The sequence below is a fragment of the Sporichthya sp. genome, from assembly GCF_013815995.1.
In the GTDB taxonomy this organism is placed as follows: Bacteria; Actinomycetota; Actinomycetes; order Sporichthyales; family Sporichthyaceae; genus Sporichthya.
The window spans coordinates 1-12,472 of the sequence record NZ_JACDFE010000128.1; the positions used below are offsets into that span (position 1 = coordinate 1).

Genomic DNA, 12,472 nt, shown 5'->3' on the forward strand with positions numbered 1-12,472 from the left:
GGATACGCGGTCGGGAACGGCGCGGGCAGGCCGTGCTGGTCGCAGACCAGCCGGACGCCCGCCGCCAGCATGAGTTCTAGAACCTCGACGGCGGGCGAGCGGCGCAGTACCGCCGCCGCAGCGACGGCGCCGGCGACGTCGGCGAACGCCAGCAGGGCGGTGGCCCGGTCGGCCGGGTCCGGCAGCAGCCTCAGCCGGGCGGCGGTCACCACCGCCAGCGTCCCCTCGCTGCCGCACAGCCAGCGCGGCAGGTCATAGCCGCTGTTGTCCCGGGTCAGCCCGCTGCGCCGGGCCAGGACCGTTCCGGTGCTCAGCACCCCCTCGACGTCGATCAACTGGGCGCGGGTGTCGCCGAGCCGGACCGCCCGCAAGCCCGCCGCGTTGGTCGCGACCGTACCGCCGATCGTCGCCGAGTCCCGGCTGGCCAGGTCGACCCCGTAGCGCAGCCCGGCCACGCGAGCGGCCGCCTGCACCGCGGCCACCGTCGCCCCGGCACCGGCCCGCACCTGCCCGGAGGCCGGGTCCACCTCGACCGTGTCCAGGCGCCGAAGATCCATCACGACCTCGCCGTAGGGCACCCCGCCACCGACCAGCCCGGTGTTGCCGCCCTGGGGCACCACCCCCACTCCGGAGTCAGTGCAGATCCTGAGGACCTCACAGATCTCAGCGACATTGGCCGGGGCGACAACTGCCGGACTGAGTCCGACCCAACGTCCGGTCCAATCCGTGCCATGTGCGGACAAATTAACCGTCCGCACATACGAGGGCCCTACCGCACTGACCAGCGCATTAGCAAGATCACTCATGCTCGTCGTCTCCAGGCGGGTCGATCACCCAGCACTGGGCCCCGACACCAGTTTCCCCCCATATGGAGGACTCCACGGGAAGGCGATTTCGGGTTAGGTTGGGCGTTCCAGGTCCGGGCAGTTCCACGGTGCCCGGTTTGTGTGACGAAAGGTGCGCGTGATGCTGACCTCTCTGCGACTGGTTTGTGCGACCTCTGCGGTCGCCTTGGTGACGGCGGTCGCACCGATGGGTGCCGCCACCGCGTCCGAAACCGGCAAGAGTAAGACGGCCAAGGCGCCGATGATCACGTTCGCCATCGCCGAGGATCACACCGAGGTCGAGGGCGCGCTGACCCAGCGAGCCGGCCCGCTGCGGCTGCGGCTGCTGGCCGAGGATGACGACCACCTCCTCTCCCTGTTCCAACTCAAGCCCGGCTACACCGTCCGGGAGATGCGTCAGGACACCAAGGCCCTGGGTCGCCTCTACCGCGAGGGTGGCAAGGGCAACGCGAAGGCCGTCAAGCGCATGCAGCGCAACACGATCACCATGGGCGGCGCCAACGCCAGCCTCGGATCGGTCGCCATCGCCACGGTGAACCTCAAGCCCGGCAGCTACTTCCTCAGCGACAACGTCGGCCCGCCCGGTGGGCACCTCTACAAGCTGACCATCACCCCGGGCTCCAACTCCGCCGCGCTGCCCGAGGGCGTGCCGGTCATCACGATGACCAAGAACAACGAGTACAAGGGCGCCAGCAAGATATCCTCCACCGGCACCGTGCTGATCAAGAACGCCATCCCGCAGGGCTACCGCTGGCTGCAGGCCGCGTTCCTCGAGGTTCAGAAGGGCACCACCGAGAAGCAGGTCGCGGACCTGTTCAAGGGCACCGGTGACGGCGCCTTCGTGCTCTCCGGCTACGCCGGCGGCGACACCCTCTCCCCGGGCCAGAGCCAGTACCTGACTTACTCCGTGGAGCCGGGCACCTACGCCCTGATCTGCTTCTTCCCGGACCCGGACAACCCCGGTTCGACCTACGTCGCCGACGGCATGGTCCGCATCATCACCCTGGACTGAGGTCGATGAACCCCGAGACCCCGCTGCTGCCCGACCGCAGCGCGGACGACTCCGACCGCGGCTGGGGCGATGACACCCCGCCGGACGGGGACGCGCACGAAGATTGGCTGCGCCGGCAGCGCCCGCCGCATCACGGCGGCTGAGCCAGTCGTCAGGGGTGGTGCACGACCAACTCACCTCGACCCTGAGCAACGGTCGGCGGTATGGTCGACCCGCGCGAGAGCCCGGGGAAGCCGGTGAAATTCCGGCACGGTCGCGCCACTGTGAGTTCCCGAGTGATCGGGAGCGAGTCAGAGCACCGGCTCTCACGCCGACGCCCCAAGCAGTGGGACGCGAGATCCCCGAAGGAGCCACCCGTGAGCAGCACCACCCCCACGGCCCACACCACGACGGCTGCGACGCCGCTCGTCATTCCCACCAGCGCCGCCATGACGTGGCTGATGGGCACGACCGCGCTGGCGATGATCGTCTACTACTTCATCGGCGTTGAGCAGGGCGCGACCGCGATCTTCAACGGAGCCCAGGTGCACGAGTTCGTCCACGACGCCCGGCACTTCCTCGGCTTCCCCTGCCACTAGCCCTTGAGGCCACTAGCCAGATAGGAAAGCCACCCGTGGAGAAGAAACTCATCTTCAGCGGGCTGCTCGCCGGCGCCGTCGGCGGGTTGACCGCGTGGATTTTCGCCCTGCTCTTCGCTGAGCCTCTGATCGACCGGGCGATCGCCTACGAGGACGGCCGCGCCGCCGCGCAGGAGGCGCTGGACCGTGCGGCCGGGTTCGCGATCCCGGCCGAGGAGGGCGGCGACGTCGTCAGCCGCGGCATCCAGTCCACCCTCGGCCTGGGCGTCGGCCTGTTCGCCTTCGGCCTCGCGATGGGTGCCCTGTTCGCCGTCACCTACGCGGTCTGCCTGGGCCGTACCGGCCAGATCCGCGCCCGCCCGCTCGCGCTGCTGGTCGCGGCGGCCGGGTTCGTGACGGTCTCGCTGATCCCGTTCATCAAATATCCGGCCAACCCGCCGGCGGCCAGCAACGACGAGACCGTCGGCGACCGGGCCAGCCTGTTCCTGCTGACGCTGGTCATCGGGGTGCTGGTGGCCGTGATCGCCACCGCGGTCGGCCAGCAGCTCAAGCTGCGTCTGGGGACCTGGAACGCCGCCCTGATCGCCGGCGCCGGGTTCGTCGCGGTCATCGCGATCGCGCTGCTGATCCTGCCGCCGCTGGGTCACCTCGACGCCAACGTCGCGGCCACCGGGGCCGAACACAACACCGAGACCCCACGGGCCCTGCGCGACCCCGATGGCACCATCGTGTTCCCCGGCTTCCCGGCGGACGTACTCGCCGAGTTCCGGGTCTACTCGGTCGCCGCGCAGGCGCTGCTGTGGGCCGTCATCGGCCTGGTGTTCGCGCCACTGGCGGACCGGCTGCTCCGCAGCGGGCAGCGTCCCGGGGTGGCGCCGCCGCAGCGCGAGACCGTCGGGATCTAACGCCCCTCGAGAACGCAATCGCCGCAGTACCCGCCGCCGGGGATCTTGTAGTACAGGCAGCAGGTGCTGCGGCGAAATGCTGTCCCGGTGAAGGCGCCCAGGCCGATCAGCGGCGCCTGGTCGACCAGATGCCGGCCCACCGCAAAGGCGATCTCGGCGTGCGCGGGGGACGCAGAGCCGAGCATCCGCACCGACCCGGCGGCCGCGGAGGCGACGTTGCCCCACAGCACTCGGGCCGAGACCTTCCCCTCGGCCCCGATCGCCGCGGTCAACCGCGCCACCGGACCGTGCACGAACTGGCGGGCGAGGACAGCGGCGACCGCCTCGGCGTCGCCGGCATCCACGACCTCGCCGCGCGGGTCGGGCAACGTCAGGGGCACCGGACCGAGCACGTCGCGCCACCACAGTCCGTCGAGATCGGGGACCACGCCGCCGAGCACCGCCGCGCCGAGTGACGGCGAGATCAACCGCGAGACCAGGCCGAGATGCGCCAGCGAGGCGGCCGCGCGCTGCGGCACGTCGTCGACCGACAGGCGACCGCGCTCGGCGATGGCGCCCCGGATCGCGGCGATCCGGGCCCGCGTCACCGCGGGGTCGTCGGTGAGCTCGGTGAAGGCGCGCCACGGGGGCCCACCGTCCGCGGACGACCGCGGCGGCGGGTCGGTCTCCAGCACGAAGAAGGGCCCGAGCGCGGCCGCCGCCGCGAGCGCCCCGCTCGACACCTCAGTACTTGCCGGGGTGACCAAGCAGGCCCCGCAGATAGTTCGCCTGACCCGCGTGCTGCAGGCAGTCGTCGGCGACGCTGACCAGCCGCACACCCAGACTCACCGGCGGATCCCACGAGGCGTCGACGATGCGATCGAGATCGGCCGCGCTCAAACTGCCCAGGTACTCGCGGGTACGCGCATCGACGGCGTCGAGGTAGTCGAGCACGTCGCCCGCCTTCTCGATGCGCACCGCCGCGACCTGCTCGGGTGTATGTCCGAAGCCGAGATCGTCGGCGTCTGCGGTCATGCCGAGCCGACCGGCCCACTCACCGTCAACCCAGAGCTGCGTGGTGCCGGACTGTTCACAGATCTGATGATCCAGTACCCGCGCGACGTGCCAAATCAACCAACCGAGGTGATTCGACTCCGGTGTGGGCCGGTAGTTGAGCGCCTCGGCATCCAGATCCTGCACCGCTTCACGTGACAACGGCGCGATCCGTCCGTACAGCTCGCGCATCAGGTCGGGGATCTCCATCGTGCTCCTTCCCGCGATTCACAGCGATTGATCCGCCTGGGTCGTTGATCCTTCGTCAGATTGTGTTGTTACGATGCCCCACGTGGCCAAATCTGACGCACCGAAAGTCAAGCTCCGCACCGTCGACAAGCGCGTCGCCGGGCGTCGAGCAACGGAGACCCGGGACCGGATCCTCGAGGCTCTGACCGACCTGCTCGGCTCGATGTCGTACCGCAACGTGCGGGTCACCGACGTCGTGCGGGAGGTGGGCACCTCGCCCGCGACCTTCTACCAGTACTTCGCCGATGTCGAGACTGCCGTGCTCGCCCTGGCGCAGGACATCGCCAAGGAGTCCGCCGGGCTGAAGACGGCGGGTGCGGGTGCCCGCACCGCGACGGCCGCGGTCGATCAGGCGATCGGGGCGGTCGGCGCGTTCGTCAAGAAGAACGACGCCCTGCTGCGGGTCATCGACACCGCGTCGGCCGAGGGCGACAAGCGCTTCCAGAAGGTGGGCCAGACCGTCCTGGCGAACGCGGCCAGTGGGCTCGCGGTGCTCGGCGGCAAGACCAAGGAGGTCGCCGGCAATGCCGACGCCCTCGCCGGCATGCTGCTGGCCGGCCCGTCCGACGCCGCGGCCGCGCGCCGCCTGGTGCACTGGGGTCTCACCGGACGCAAGCCGACGGGTTGATCCCGACCGACCGGCCGCTGGGCTACTGGGCCAAGCACCTCGACACCCTGCTCGAGGAATCGCTCGACCGCGTCCTCGCACGCAGCGGTATCCGGCGGAGGCACTGGCAGGTACTGAACGTCCTGCGCGAGGGTCCGCAGACCCGCGCGCAGGTGGCCGAGGCGATGCTGTCGTTCTGGGTGGCCGCCTCGGTCACCCAGACCGACGTCGTCGACGACCTGAACCGCCGCGGCTGGGCAGAGATCGACGGCGACCTCTACCGCCTCACCGTCGAGGGCGAGGAGGCCTACTCCCGGCTGTCCCTGGACGTCGCGACGCTGCGCGCGCAGGTCACCGACGGATTCAGCGCTGAGGAGTACGCCTCGGTCGTGGCGGCCCTGGCCCGGATGGCCGCGAACCTCGAGCCGCCGGCCAACTAACCGCTAGACCAGCGGCGGCAGGGGCAGGTCGGGGTCGAGCTCGACACCGACCGCGGCCAGCGCCGTGGCCATCAGGGCCCAGGTCCAGTCCGAGAGCTGCGCAATCACAAGGTCCGCAGCGGCAGCCTCGGCACCCTGCTGCGCCCAGTGCTCGCTGACCGACTCCACCATCCCGACCACCGCGTGGGCGAGCGTCGCGGAGGTCTCGCTGGTGACGCCGACCAGCGAGAGGTAGGTGCCGAACAGGCCGGCCAGGTGCTCGGCGACCGCCCGCCGCACGCCGCCGTAGCCGTCCAGGTCGGTGGCGTCGTCCTCGGGCCGGGCGTGGCGTCGCAGGTAGGCGTAGAGGTTGCGGTTCTCGGCCAGCCAGGTCACGTGCGCGCCGATCGCGGCCCGGATCATCTGCCGGGCCGAGCCCTCCGGATGCCAGAGCGGCTCCAGCTCGGCCACGATCATCGCGGCCACCCGGCCGCTGATCGCATGTTCCAGGTCGGCCCGATCGGTGAAGTGTCGGTAAACCCGCGTGCGCGCCACCCCGGCCTCCGCCGCGAAGTCCTCCAGCGAGGCGGCCGGGCCCTGCTCGGCGATCACCTTGAGCGCCGAATCCACGAACTCCGCCTGCCGGCGTTCACGCTGGCCGGCCCACCGGGCGGCCTGGCCGGAGAGCGGCTCGGGACTGGTCACGACAGAACTCTAGCCAATTGAGTGGTACATGACGTACCGTATAGTCACAAGGTGGTACGAGGTGTACCACTCTTGCTCCTACAGGAGGTCTGATGACCCCGCCGCTGACCGGGATCGAGTTGGAGACCGAGCGCCACCGCGAGCACGTCGCGGGCCGGCTACTCACCTCCTCGGCCCGGCACTCCTTCGACCCGGTGACCGAGATCGACTGGGACGCCCCGCTCGTCGACGGTTTGCCCTACATGCCCTTCGAGCGGATGTCGCTGTACGGCACCGAGCTCTGGGAGGGCCTGCGCCACGAACAACGCGTGGAGCTCTCCAAGCACGAGTTCTCCTCGGGCATGCAGGTCGGCCTGTGGTTCGAGCTGATCCTGATGCAGCTGCTCGCCCGCTACGCCTACGACCTGGACCCGCGCAGCCAGCACGCGCAGTACGCGCTCACCGAGCTGGGCGATGAGACCCGGCACTCGATCATGTTCGCCAAGGCGTGCGAGAAGCTCGACGTTCCGCGCTACAAGCCGCACTGGCTGACCCACGAGCTCTCCCGCATCGCCAAGATGGCGATGGGTGGGCCGTCGATGTTCGCCGCCGTCCTGGTCGCCGAGGAGACCACTGACCGGATGCAGCGGGTCATGATGGACGACGCCGAGCTCCAGCCGTTGATGCGGCAGGTGACCCGGATCCACGTGATCGAGGAGGCGCGGCACGTCCGCTACGCCCGCGACGAGGTCACCAACCGGATGGCCAAGACGAACCTCGTCACCCGCGAGCTGCACCGCCAGGTCTGCGCGGTGGTGTCCTACATGATCATCGAGTCGATGATCGACCCGCGCGTGTACGCCTCGGTCGGCATCGCGCCCGGCGAGGGGCGGGCCGCGGCCCTGGCCAATCCCCATTACCGGGACACCCGCCGCTGGATGGCCGAGAAGATCACCGGCTTCCTCAAGGACGAGGGGTTGATCGGCGGACCCTCCACGATCCTGTGGAAGCGCGCGCACCTGATCTGAGATCAGCAACGCACCTGGGGAGGCTGGGAGAACGGCGCCCCCGTCCGGATGGATTCCGGCGGGGGCGTCGTCGTCGTGTCGACTGCGGGGCGCTGGTGCCGGGTCCAGCTTGGCCGGACGTGAGCCGACACCGGCCCAACCGTGGGCGAACACTGAGCGGGCGGCGGGCAACGAGTACGCGGGGAGAACGTGCGAAACTCTGGGGCGTGGAGACGCTGGCCCCGGTCCGCCTGCAGCGATTGGCCAGCTTCCTGCCCTGGGCGCTGGTCTCCCTGATCCTGCTCTGGGGTGGGCAGGTCGGCGACAACACCCTCGACCGGGTGATCGGCTACGGCGGCGCCGCGGTCCTCGCGGTGGTCTCCTACCGCGCGGCCCGGCTCCGGGTGCTGCTCGGCGACGAGGTCGTGGTGGTCGGCTGGCTACGCACGCACCGGGTCCCCTGGTCCGAGATCGAGCGCTTCCTGGTCAACGACAAGGGCCTGACGATCCGGCACAAGGGCGGGCTGGAGGAGCAGGTCCCGGCGTTCCCGATGGGCGGGTGGCTGTTCCGCTCGATGCGCGACTCGATGCGCGCCGACCTGGACCGGGTCTGCTTGAAGGCCGAGCAGGCCCGGCGGGAACGCCGGGGACGGAAGAAGAACTGATACCGCTCTGACGACCGGTCAGACCCGGGCCTGGATCACCAGGTTGACCGGCGAGGACGCGACCACCTCGAACTGCGAGAAACCGGCGTCGGTGAAGACCGATTGCAAGCGGCCCGGTCCGGCCTGGGCACCGATCCCCAGCCCCACCTCCTGGGAGAGGGAGTTCGGCGTGCAGATCGCCGCGGAGGCGTGGTAGAGCAGCGCGGCCATCGGGTTCTCGGTGATGTTGGCATCCCCGTCGAGGGCGAACGGCTCGACCAGCAGCACGGAGCCGCCGGCGTTGAGGTGCTCGCGGGCGTAGCGCGCGATGCCGACCGGGTCGCCCATGTCGTGCAGACAGTCGAAGAAGCAGATCAGGTCGTAGCTGCCGGGGTAGCCGACCGCGCTCGCGACCTCGACCGTGATCCGGTCCGCGACGCCGGCCTCGGCCGCCCGCTTGGCGGCGGTCTGGATCGATGGCTCGTGGAAGTCGAACCCGTGCACGCGGGCTTTCGGGTAGGCCTGCGCCAGCACGACCGCCGATGCCCCGTGCCCGCAACCGACGTCGGCGATCGAACCACCCGCGGTCAAGGTGTCCGCGACGCCGGCCATGGCCGGGATCCACTCGGTGGCCAGGAAGTTGCGGTAGCCCGGGCGGAAGAACCACTCCGTGCCCCCGAAGAGGTGCTGGTCGTGCTCGCCCCAGGACATCGCACCGTTGCCGCGGTAGGCGGCCGCGATCTTGTCGAAGTCGCAGAACAACGAACCCAGCACCGCCATGCCGCGGGCGAGAAACACCGGGGCGTCCTCGTTGGCCAGCGCGAGCGCGGCCTCCTCGGTGATGGCGTAGACGCCGGAGGCGTCGCGCTGCAGCAGGCCGGCGGCGGCCTGGCCCCGGCCCCACTCCTCGACGAGGCGGGTGTTGGTGCCGGTTGCGGCCGAGAGCGCCTCCGCGGTCTGCGGGCCACCGTCGACCAGTGCACGGTAGAGCCCGAGCTCATCACCGAGCCAGATGCCGAAACAGGCCATTGCACCGGTCATGTGACCGATCAGGCCGCCCATGAACTGTTCGACCTTGGCCTCGTCCATGTACTTCTCCTCCCGTGGGAATGTGCCGGTCAATTCATGATTTTCGATCGTTCTGACGCTATGACCACGGGTAGCGTCGCGGAAGTCCCACGGTCTTACCGACCACCAACGTCCCGGCCCGGCCCCTGCCGCCCCTTCGACCCCAACTGCCTGACAGGGCCTCACAGGCCCGCCTACCCTCGATTCGGGGGGAGTTGTCCATGCGTCGCACCATGCTCACCGCGGTTGCGGTCGTGCTGCTGGCCTGCCTCGGCGCGTGCACCGACGACCGTTCCGACGCCGCGTCAGATGAGGCTCTCGTGGTCCTGCCCACCGTGACCCCGGAGCCCACCCCGCTCGACCCGTTCGCGTGGAGCGACGTGGACTACGAGGACTACCTCGCCGCGGCGGACGAGCTCGGCCTGCGGCCCGAGGTGCTCCTTCCGTTGGCGGGGTTCAGCTCAGCCCTCAACGCGCTGTGTCACACCTCGGCCGAGGACCTGGCCAAGATGCGGACCGCGCAGATGGACCACACCAAGGAGACCGAGTCCTACTCCAACGCCAAGTACCTGGGCGACGAGGTGGCGCTGCGGCTCGGTCTGGCCTGCCCGCAGCGGATGACCGACTGGAATGCCGCCGGCAGCGACCGGGACGACTCGGGCGACTCCGACGCAGACGACGGCGTGAGTGCGGTCACCGACGCGGAGTTGGCCGAGGCCGTCGCCGAGGAGGCCGAAGCCAGTAGCGCGCCGGCCCCCGCCGACGACAACAACACCGATAGAACCGATGGCGAGGCGGCCGGTGAGGGCTCGTCCACGTCGGTCAGCTCACGCCCTTGATCCAGGCGCCGGAGTAGATGACCAATCCGCTGATCCCGCCGATCTGACCGAGCGCGTCCGGGTTCTCCGGGTCGAACCAGGCGAGCTGGCTCTTGCCACCGTCGCCGGTCTTGCGGACCAGTAGCTTGCTCCCGTCCGGGGTCCAGGCGATCGGCTGCGAACCACCGAGCTGCAGCTGCTTGCCGGCCACCGGGTCGAACAGGATCAGCGCCACCGAGGGGTCGGCGCCGGCCTTGCGTTCGGTGTTGTTGAGACCGACCGCGATGTAGCGCGGCCCCCAGCTCAGCTTGCCGACGTCGCCGTCGACCGGGACCTCCTTGGTGGCGCCGGCGGCGTCACGGACCACGATCGACTCCCCGCTCTTGCGTGTTCGGATCAGGGCGACCTGGCCGTCCGGACCGGGAGTGGACCCGATCAGGGTGTCGGTGGTCTGGAACAGCACGGACTTCGCCTGCTCGTCCTCGTCCCAGAGCACAGTGCGGTTGACCTCAACGCCCTCCTCGGGCACGAGCACGTCGTCGAACATGAGCGTGTGCCCGTCGACGAAGGAGGGGTTGTAGGCAAAGGGCCGCCCAAGTCCAGGGATCTCGGTGAGCTCACCGGTCACGTTGACGAACGCGAGTTGGTCGACCCGTCCGTCGGCTGCTGCCACCACAACCTGGTTTCCGGTGGCGGCGACGGCCGAGATCTTCTTGTCCGTGGTGATCCGGACCGCCGTGAGCGGATCCAGCATGATGCCGTAGAGGTCGGCAGCGAGCGGGTCGTTGATCTCGCTGGCCACCACGACCAGGTCGAACTCGCTCAAGGAGCGATCGGCAGCGGAGGCGTCGTCGTCGCCGCAGCCGGCCAGGCCGAGCGCGAGGGCGGCCGTCAGGCCGAGGGCGATCAGGGAGCGGGGGCTCATCGAGCCATGGTCACCGGCTCCCGTTTCGTGGATGTATCCACGAGATTCGGGGAAACGACGATCGGCCCGGCAGGCGAACCTGCCGAGCCGATCGTGCCCCCGTTGCGAAACTTCTGTGGCGAACGCCTCAGCGCCGAACCGGTCGGAGCTCAGTAGGCAGACGCCTCGACGATGTGGAACTGCGACCCGACCAGCTCGGCAGCGGAGCCCCCGGTGGCACCCGAGAACAGCGTGACCACGGTCGACTGACCGGCGGCCAGCGTGCCGACGAAGGCCACGTCGGCGGTGATCCGTCGACCGGCGGCGTCCAGCGCCTCGATGCTGACGTTGTAGGCCAGCGACCGGTGTGCGGTGTTGGTGAGCCTGACGGGCAGTCCGCCCCTCGTGTACGTGCCCATGACCACGCCGAGGTCCTGAGCGAGCACCTGGCTGGTGGCCGCCCCGTTGGCCCGGGCGATCTGCCCGGCTGACGGGCCGTCACCGTCCGCGTAGGCCGCCACCGAGATCGCGGAGCCCAGACCGGCCAGCACCGCCAGCACGACCGTGACCACGGACAGGCGCAGGCCGTCCTCACCGGCGAGGGCGGTGCCCGCCAGGCCCACGCCGAGGCGCGGGTCGAGACCGGTCTGCGACGGAAGCAGCAGAGCGGAGTGGTTGCCCGAGTCATTCAGCAGCGCGCTGATCTCGGTGTCGCGCTCGGCGCGCAGGTAGGACCCGGTGTCGTAACCCAGGGTCGGGTCGTAGCCCAGCCCGGTGCTCCGGGGCGTGGGCAGGTCCGTGCTCAGACCGGTGCCGACCTCGATGCCGGCCAGGGCCAGCAGTTCACTCGCGGTCGGCAGGACCTCACTCGCAGCGTCGTGGGTGCCCAGGCGCTGCGCGCTGAGCGGCGAGCTGAGCAGCGGCTCCATCGTCTCGTCGGACGTGGCCTGGCCCGGGATCCCCAACACGTAGTTGACGTCCACGGCTTCCAGCGGATCGATCTGGCGCTCGTACGGGCTCATCGCACAATCCCCCCGAGATGCGTGTGCTGACGTGGGCGGACGCTGCCACGCCCGTACAGCTCGAACCAGCGCCGGTGCTGCGATCGGGTGAGAGGTCATCCCGCCTTGCCCGGACAAAAGCCGATCAACCGATCTCCCCTTCGCAACGCCACGGCGGCCCCTCGGGATGAGCCGAGGGGCCGCCGCTGGGCCTAGGCGTTCGCGGGCGCCGCCTCGCTCGGAGCGGAATCGGAGAAGCCGTACTCGGCGCCGTCGGGCTCGGTCACGCGCAACTCCCCGGAACCGGAACGGCCGCCTTCGGTCCGGCCGAACTTCTCCGGGCCGCCTTCGGGTCCGCCGCGCTCGACCCGGCAGGCGAAGCCACGCTCCTCGCCCTCACCCGGCTCGGGATGTTCGATGCCGCATTCGTCCATCGCAGCCTCGACCTGCTCGTGGTGGTCGCCCATGTCCTCGCGGGTCGGGCGCTCGCCCTGGGCGAAGGGCGGCGGCGGGGCATTCTCCTCCATGCACGTGCCCTGCTCGTCGCTGAGCGGCTCGCCGTTGACGACCATGTGACGCACCCGCTCCCCGCGGTCCGGGCCGTCGTCGCCCGGGGCACTGCCGGTCGTCGGGCTGGTGGTCGCCGTGCTCCCCGTGGTCGCGGCCGCGTCCCCGCTGCCCGAGTCGCCACCGCTGGCG

17 protein-coding genes and 1 riboswitch are annotated in these 12,472 nt (G+C 70.1%); of the genes, 9 read left to right on the plus strand and 8 right to left on the minus strand.

All coding sequences use genetic code 11. From position 1 onward, the window contains the following. Positions 1–806 (minus strand): FAD-binding oxidoreductase (locus H0X00_RS14630; RefSeq protein WP_293772330.1); only part of this gene is annotated, 806 nt, incomplete at its 3' end. 160 nt (positions 807–966) lie between these two features. Between H0X00_RS14630 and H0X00_RS14635 the strand changes: the two genes are divergently transcribed. From H0X00_RS14635 to H0X00_RS14650, 4 genes are all read left to right on the plus strand, one after another. Then, a complete protein-coding gene (locus tag H0X00_RS14635) occupies positions 967–1,857 on the plus strand; it encodes a hypothetical protein (RefSeq protein ID WP_293772332.1) in 891 nt (296 codons plus the stop codon). 5 nt (positions 1,858–1,862) lie between these two features. Continuing rightward, a complete protein-coding gene (locus tag H0X00_RS14640) occupies positions 1,863–2,000 on the plus strand; it encodes a hypothetical protein (protein WP_293772334.1) in 138 nt (45 codons plus the stop codon). Positions 2,001–2,044: 44 nt separating this feature from the next. After that, positions 2,045–2,179, plus strand: a riboswitch (cobalamin riboswitch). Positions 2,180–2,285: 106 nt separating this feature from the next. Continuing rightward, positions 2,286–2,435: a CbtB-domain containing protein gene (locus H0X00_RS14645; RefSeq protein ID WP_367186637.1), complete on the plus strand. Its 150-nt coding sequence runs from the start codon at positions 2,286–2,288 to the stop codon at positions 2,433–2,435. Between the two features lie 35 nt (positions 2,436–2,470). Next, a complete protein-coding gene (locus H0X00_RS14650) occupies positions 2,471–3,340 on the plus strand; it encodes a CbtA family protein (protein WP_293772337.1) in 870 nt (289 codons plus the stop codon). On the opposite strand, the gene H0X00_RS14655 is transcribed toward H0X00_RS14650, so the two are convergent. Continuing rightward, positions 3,337–4,062 carry a (2Fe-2S)-binding protein gene (locus tag H0X00_RS14655; RefSeq protein WP_293772339.1) on the minus strand — a complete coding sequence of 242 codons (726 nt, stop codon included), beginning with the start codon at positions 4,060–4,062 and terminating at the stop codon, positions 3,337–3,339. The genes H0X00_RS14650 and H0X00_RS14655 overlap by 4 nt on opposite strands. Before the next feature lies 1 nt (position 4,063). After that, on the minus strand, positions 4,064–4,582 hold the full coding sequence (locus tag H0X00_RS14660; RefSeq protein WP_293772340.1) for a DUF664 domain-containing protein: 519 nt from the start codon (positions 4,580–4,582) through the stop codon (positions 4,064–4,066). 82 nt (positions 4,583–4,664) lie between these two features. Here H0X00_RS14660 and H0X00_RS14665 point away from each other — a divergent pair, with 82 nt between their 5' ends. Both H0X00_RS14665 and H0X00_RS14670 read left to right on the plus strand, forming a co-directional pair. Next, the gene (locus H0X00_RS14665; protein ID WP_293772341.1) at positions 4,665–5,249 is read left to right on the plus strand and encodes a TetR/AcrR family transcriptional regulator; all 585 of its coding nucleotides are present in this window, start codon (positions 4,665–4,667) and stop codon (positions 5,247–5,249) included. Further along, positions 5,246–5,668 (plus strand): hypothetical protein, encoded by a 423-nt coding sequence (locus H0X00_RS14670; RefSeq protein ID WP_293772343.1) that lies wholly within the window; start codon positions 5,246–5,248, stop codon positions 5,666–5,668. The genes H0X00_RS14665 and H0X00_RS14670 overlap by 4 nt, the downstream gene beginning before the upstream one ends. A 3-nt stretch (positions 5,669–5,671) precedes the next feature. Here H0X00_RS14670 and H0X00_RS14675 read toward each other — a convergent pair whose 3' ends face one another. Further along, the gene (locus H0X00_RS14675) at positions 5,672–6,352 is read right to left on the minus strand and encodes a TetR/AcrR family transcriptional regulator (protein ID WP_293772345.1); all 681 of its coding nucleotides are present in this window, start codon (positions 6,350–6,352) and stop codon (positions 5,672–5,674) included. A 92-nt stretch (positions 6,353–6,444) separates the two neighbouring features. Here H0X00_RS14675 and H0X00_RS14680 point away from each other — a divergent pair, with 92 nt between their 5' ends. Next, positions 6,445–7,359 (plus strand): diiron oxygenase, encoded by a 915-nt coding sequence (locus tag H0X00_RS14680; RefSeq protein ID WP_293772346.1) that lies wholly within the window; start codon positions 6,445–6,447, stop codon positions 7,357–7,359. Between the two features lie 206 nt (positions 7,360–7,565). Continuing rightward, positions 7,566–8,003: a hypothetical protein gene (locus H0X00_RS14685; protein WP_293772347.1), complete on the plus strand. Its 438-nt coding sequence runs from the start codon at positions 7,566–7,568 to the stop codon at positions 8,001–8,003. An 18-nt stretch (positions 8,004–8,021) separates the two neighbouring features. Here the strand turns inward: H0X00_RS14685 and H0X00_RS14690 are convergent, their stop codons facing one another. Continuing rightward, entirely contained in the window at positions 8,022–9,071 is a 1,050-nt protein-coding gene (locus H0X00_RS14690) for a methyltransferase domain-containing protein (RefSeq protein WP_293772349.1), read from the minus strand. Positions 9,072–9,271: 200 nt separating this feature from the next. Between H0X00_RS14690 and H0X00_RS14695 the strand changes: the two genes are divergently transcribed. Next, on the plus strand, positions 9,272–9,889 hold the full coding sequence (locus H0X00_RS14695) for a hypothetical protein (RefSeq protein WP_293772350.1): 618 nt from the start codon (positions 9,272–9,274) through the stop codon (positions 9,887–9,889). Here H0X00_RS14695 and H0X00_RS14700 read toward each other — a convergent pair. From H0X00_RS14700 to H0X00_RS14710, 3 genes are all read right to left on the minus strand, one after another. Further along, the gene (locus tag H0X00_RS14700; protein WP_293772352.1) at positions 9,873–10,793 is read right to left on the minus strand and encodes a hypothetical protein; all 921 of its coding nucleotides are present in this window, start codon (positions 10,791–10,793) and stop codon (positions 9,873–9,875) included. The genes H0X00_RS14695 and H0X00_RS14700 overlap by 17 nt on opposite strands. Positions 10,794–10,942: 149 nt before the next feature. Then, a complete protein-coding gene (locus H0X00_RS14705) occupies positions 10,943–11,794 on the minus strand; it encodes a hypothetical protein (RefSeq protein WP_293772354.1) in 852 nt (283 codons plus the stop codon). Positions 11,795–11,985: 191 nt separating this feature from the next. After that, positions 11,986–12,472: hypothetical protein (locus H0X00_RS14710; RefSeq protein ID WP_293772356.1), on the minus strand; the 487-nt coding region annotated here is incomplete at its 5' end.

Bases quoted from the DNA above. Each gene is read 5' to 3' on its own strand.
- H0X00_RS14660 (WP_293772340.1), bottom strand. From the start codon at position 4,582: ATGGAGATCCCCGACCTGATGCGCGAGCTGTACGGACGGATCGCGCCG.
- H0X00_RS14695 (WP_293772350.1), top strand. From the start codon at position 9,272: ATGCGTCGCACCATGCTCACCGCGGTTGCGGTCGTGCTGCTGGCCTGC.
- H0X00_RS14645 (WP_367186637.1), top strand. From the start codon at position 2,286: ATGACGTGGCTGATGGGCACGACCGCGCTGGCGATGATCGTCTACTAC.
- H0X00_RS14700 (WP_293772352.1), bottom strand. From the start codon at position 10,793: ATGAGCCCCCGCTCCCTGATCGCCCTCGGCCTGACGGCCGCCCTCGCG.
- H0X00_RS14680 (WP_293772346.1), top strand. From the start codon at position 6,445: ATGACCCCGCCGCTGACCGGGATCGAGTTGGAGACCGAGCGCCACCGC.
- H0X00_RS14635 (WP_293772332.1), top strand. From the start codon at position 967: ATGCTGACCTCTCTGCGACTGGTTTGTGCGACCTCTGCGGTCGCCTTG.
- H0X00_RS14705 (WP_293772354.1), bottom strand. From the start codon at position 11,794: ATGAGCCCGTACGAGCGCCAGATCGATCCGCTGGAAGCCGTGGACGTC.
- H0X00_RS14640 (WP_293772334.1), top strand. From the start codon at position 1,863: ATGAACCCCGAGACCCCGCTGCTGCCCGACCGCAGCGCGGACGACTCC.
- H0X00_RS14690 (WP_293772349.1), bottom strand. From the start codon at position 9,071: ATGGACGAGGCCAAGGTCGAACAGTTCATGGGCGGCCTGATCGGTCAC.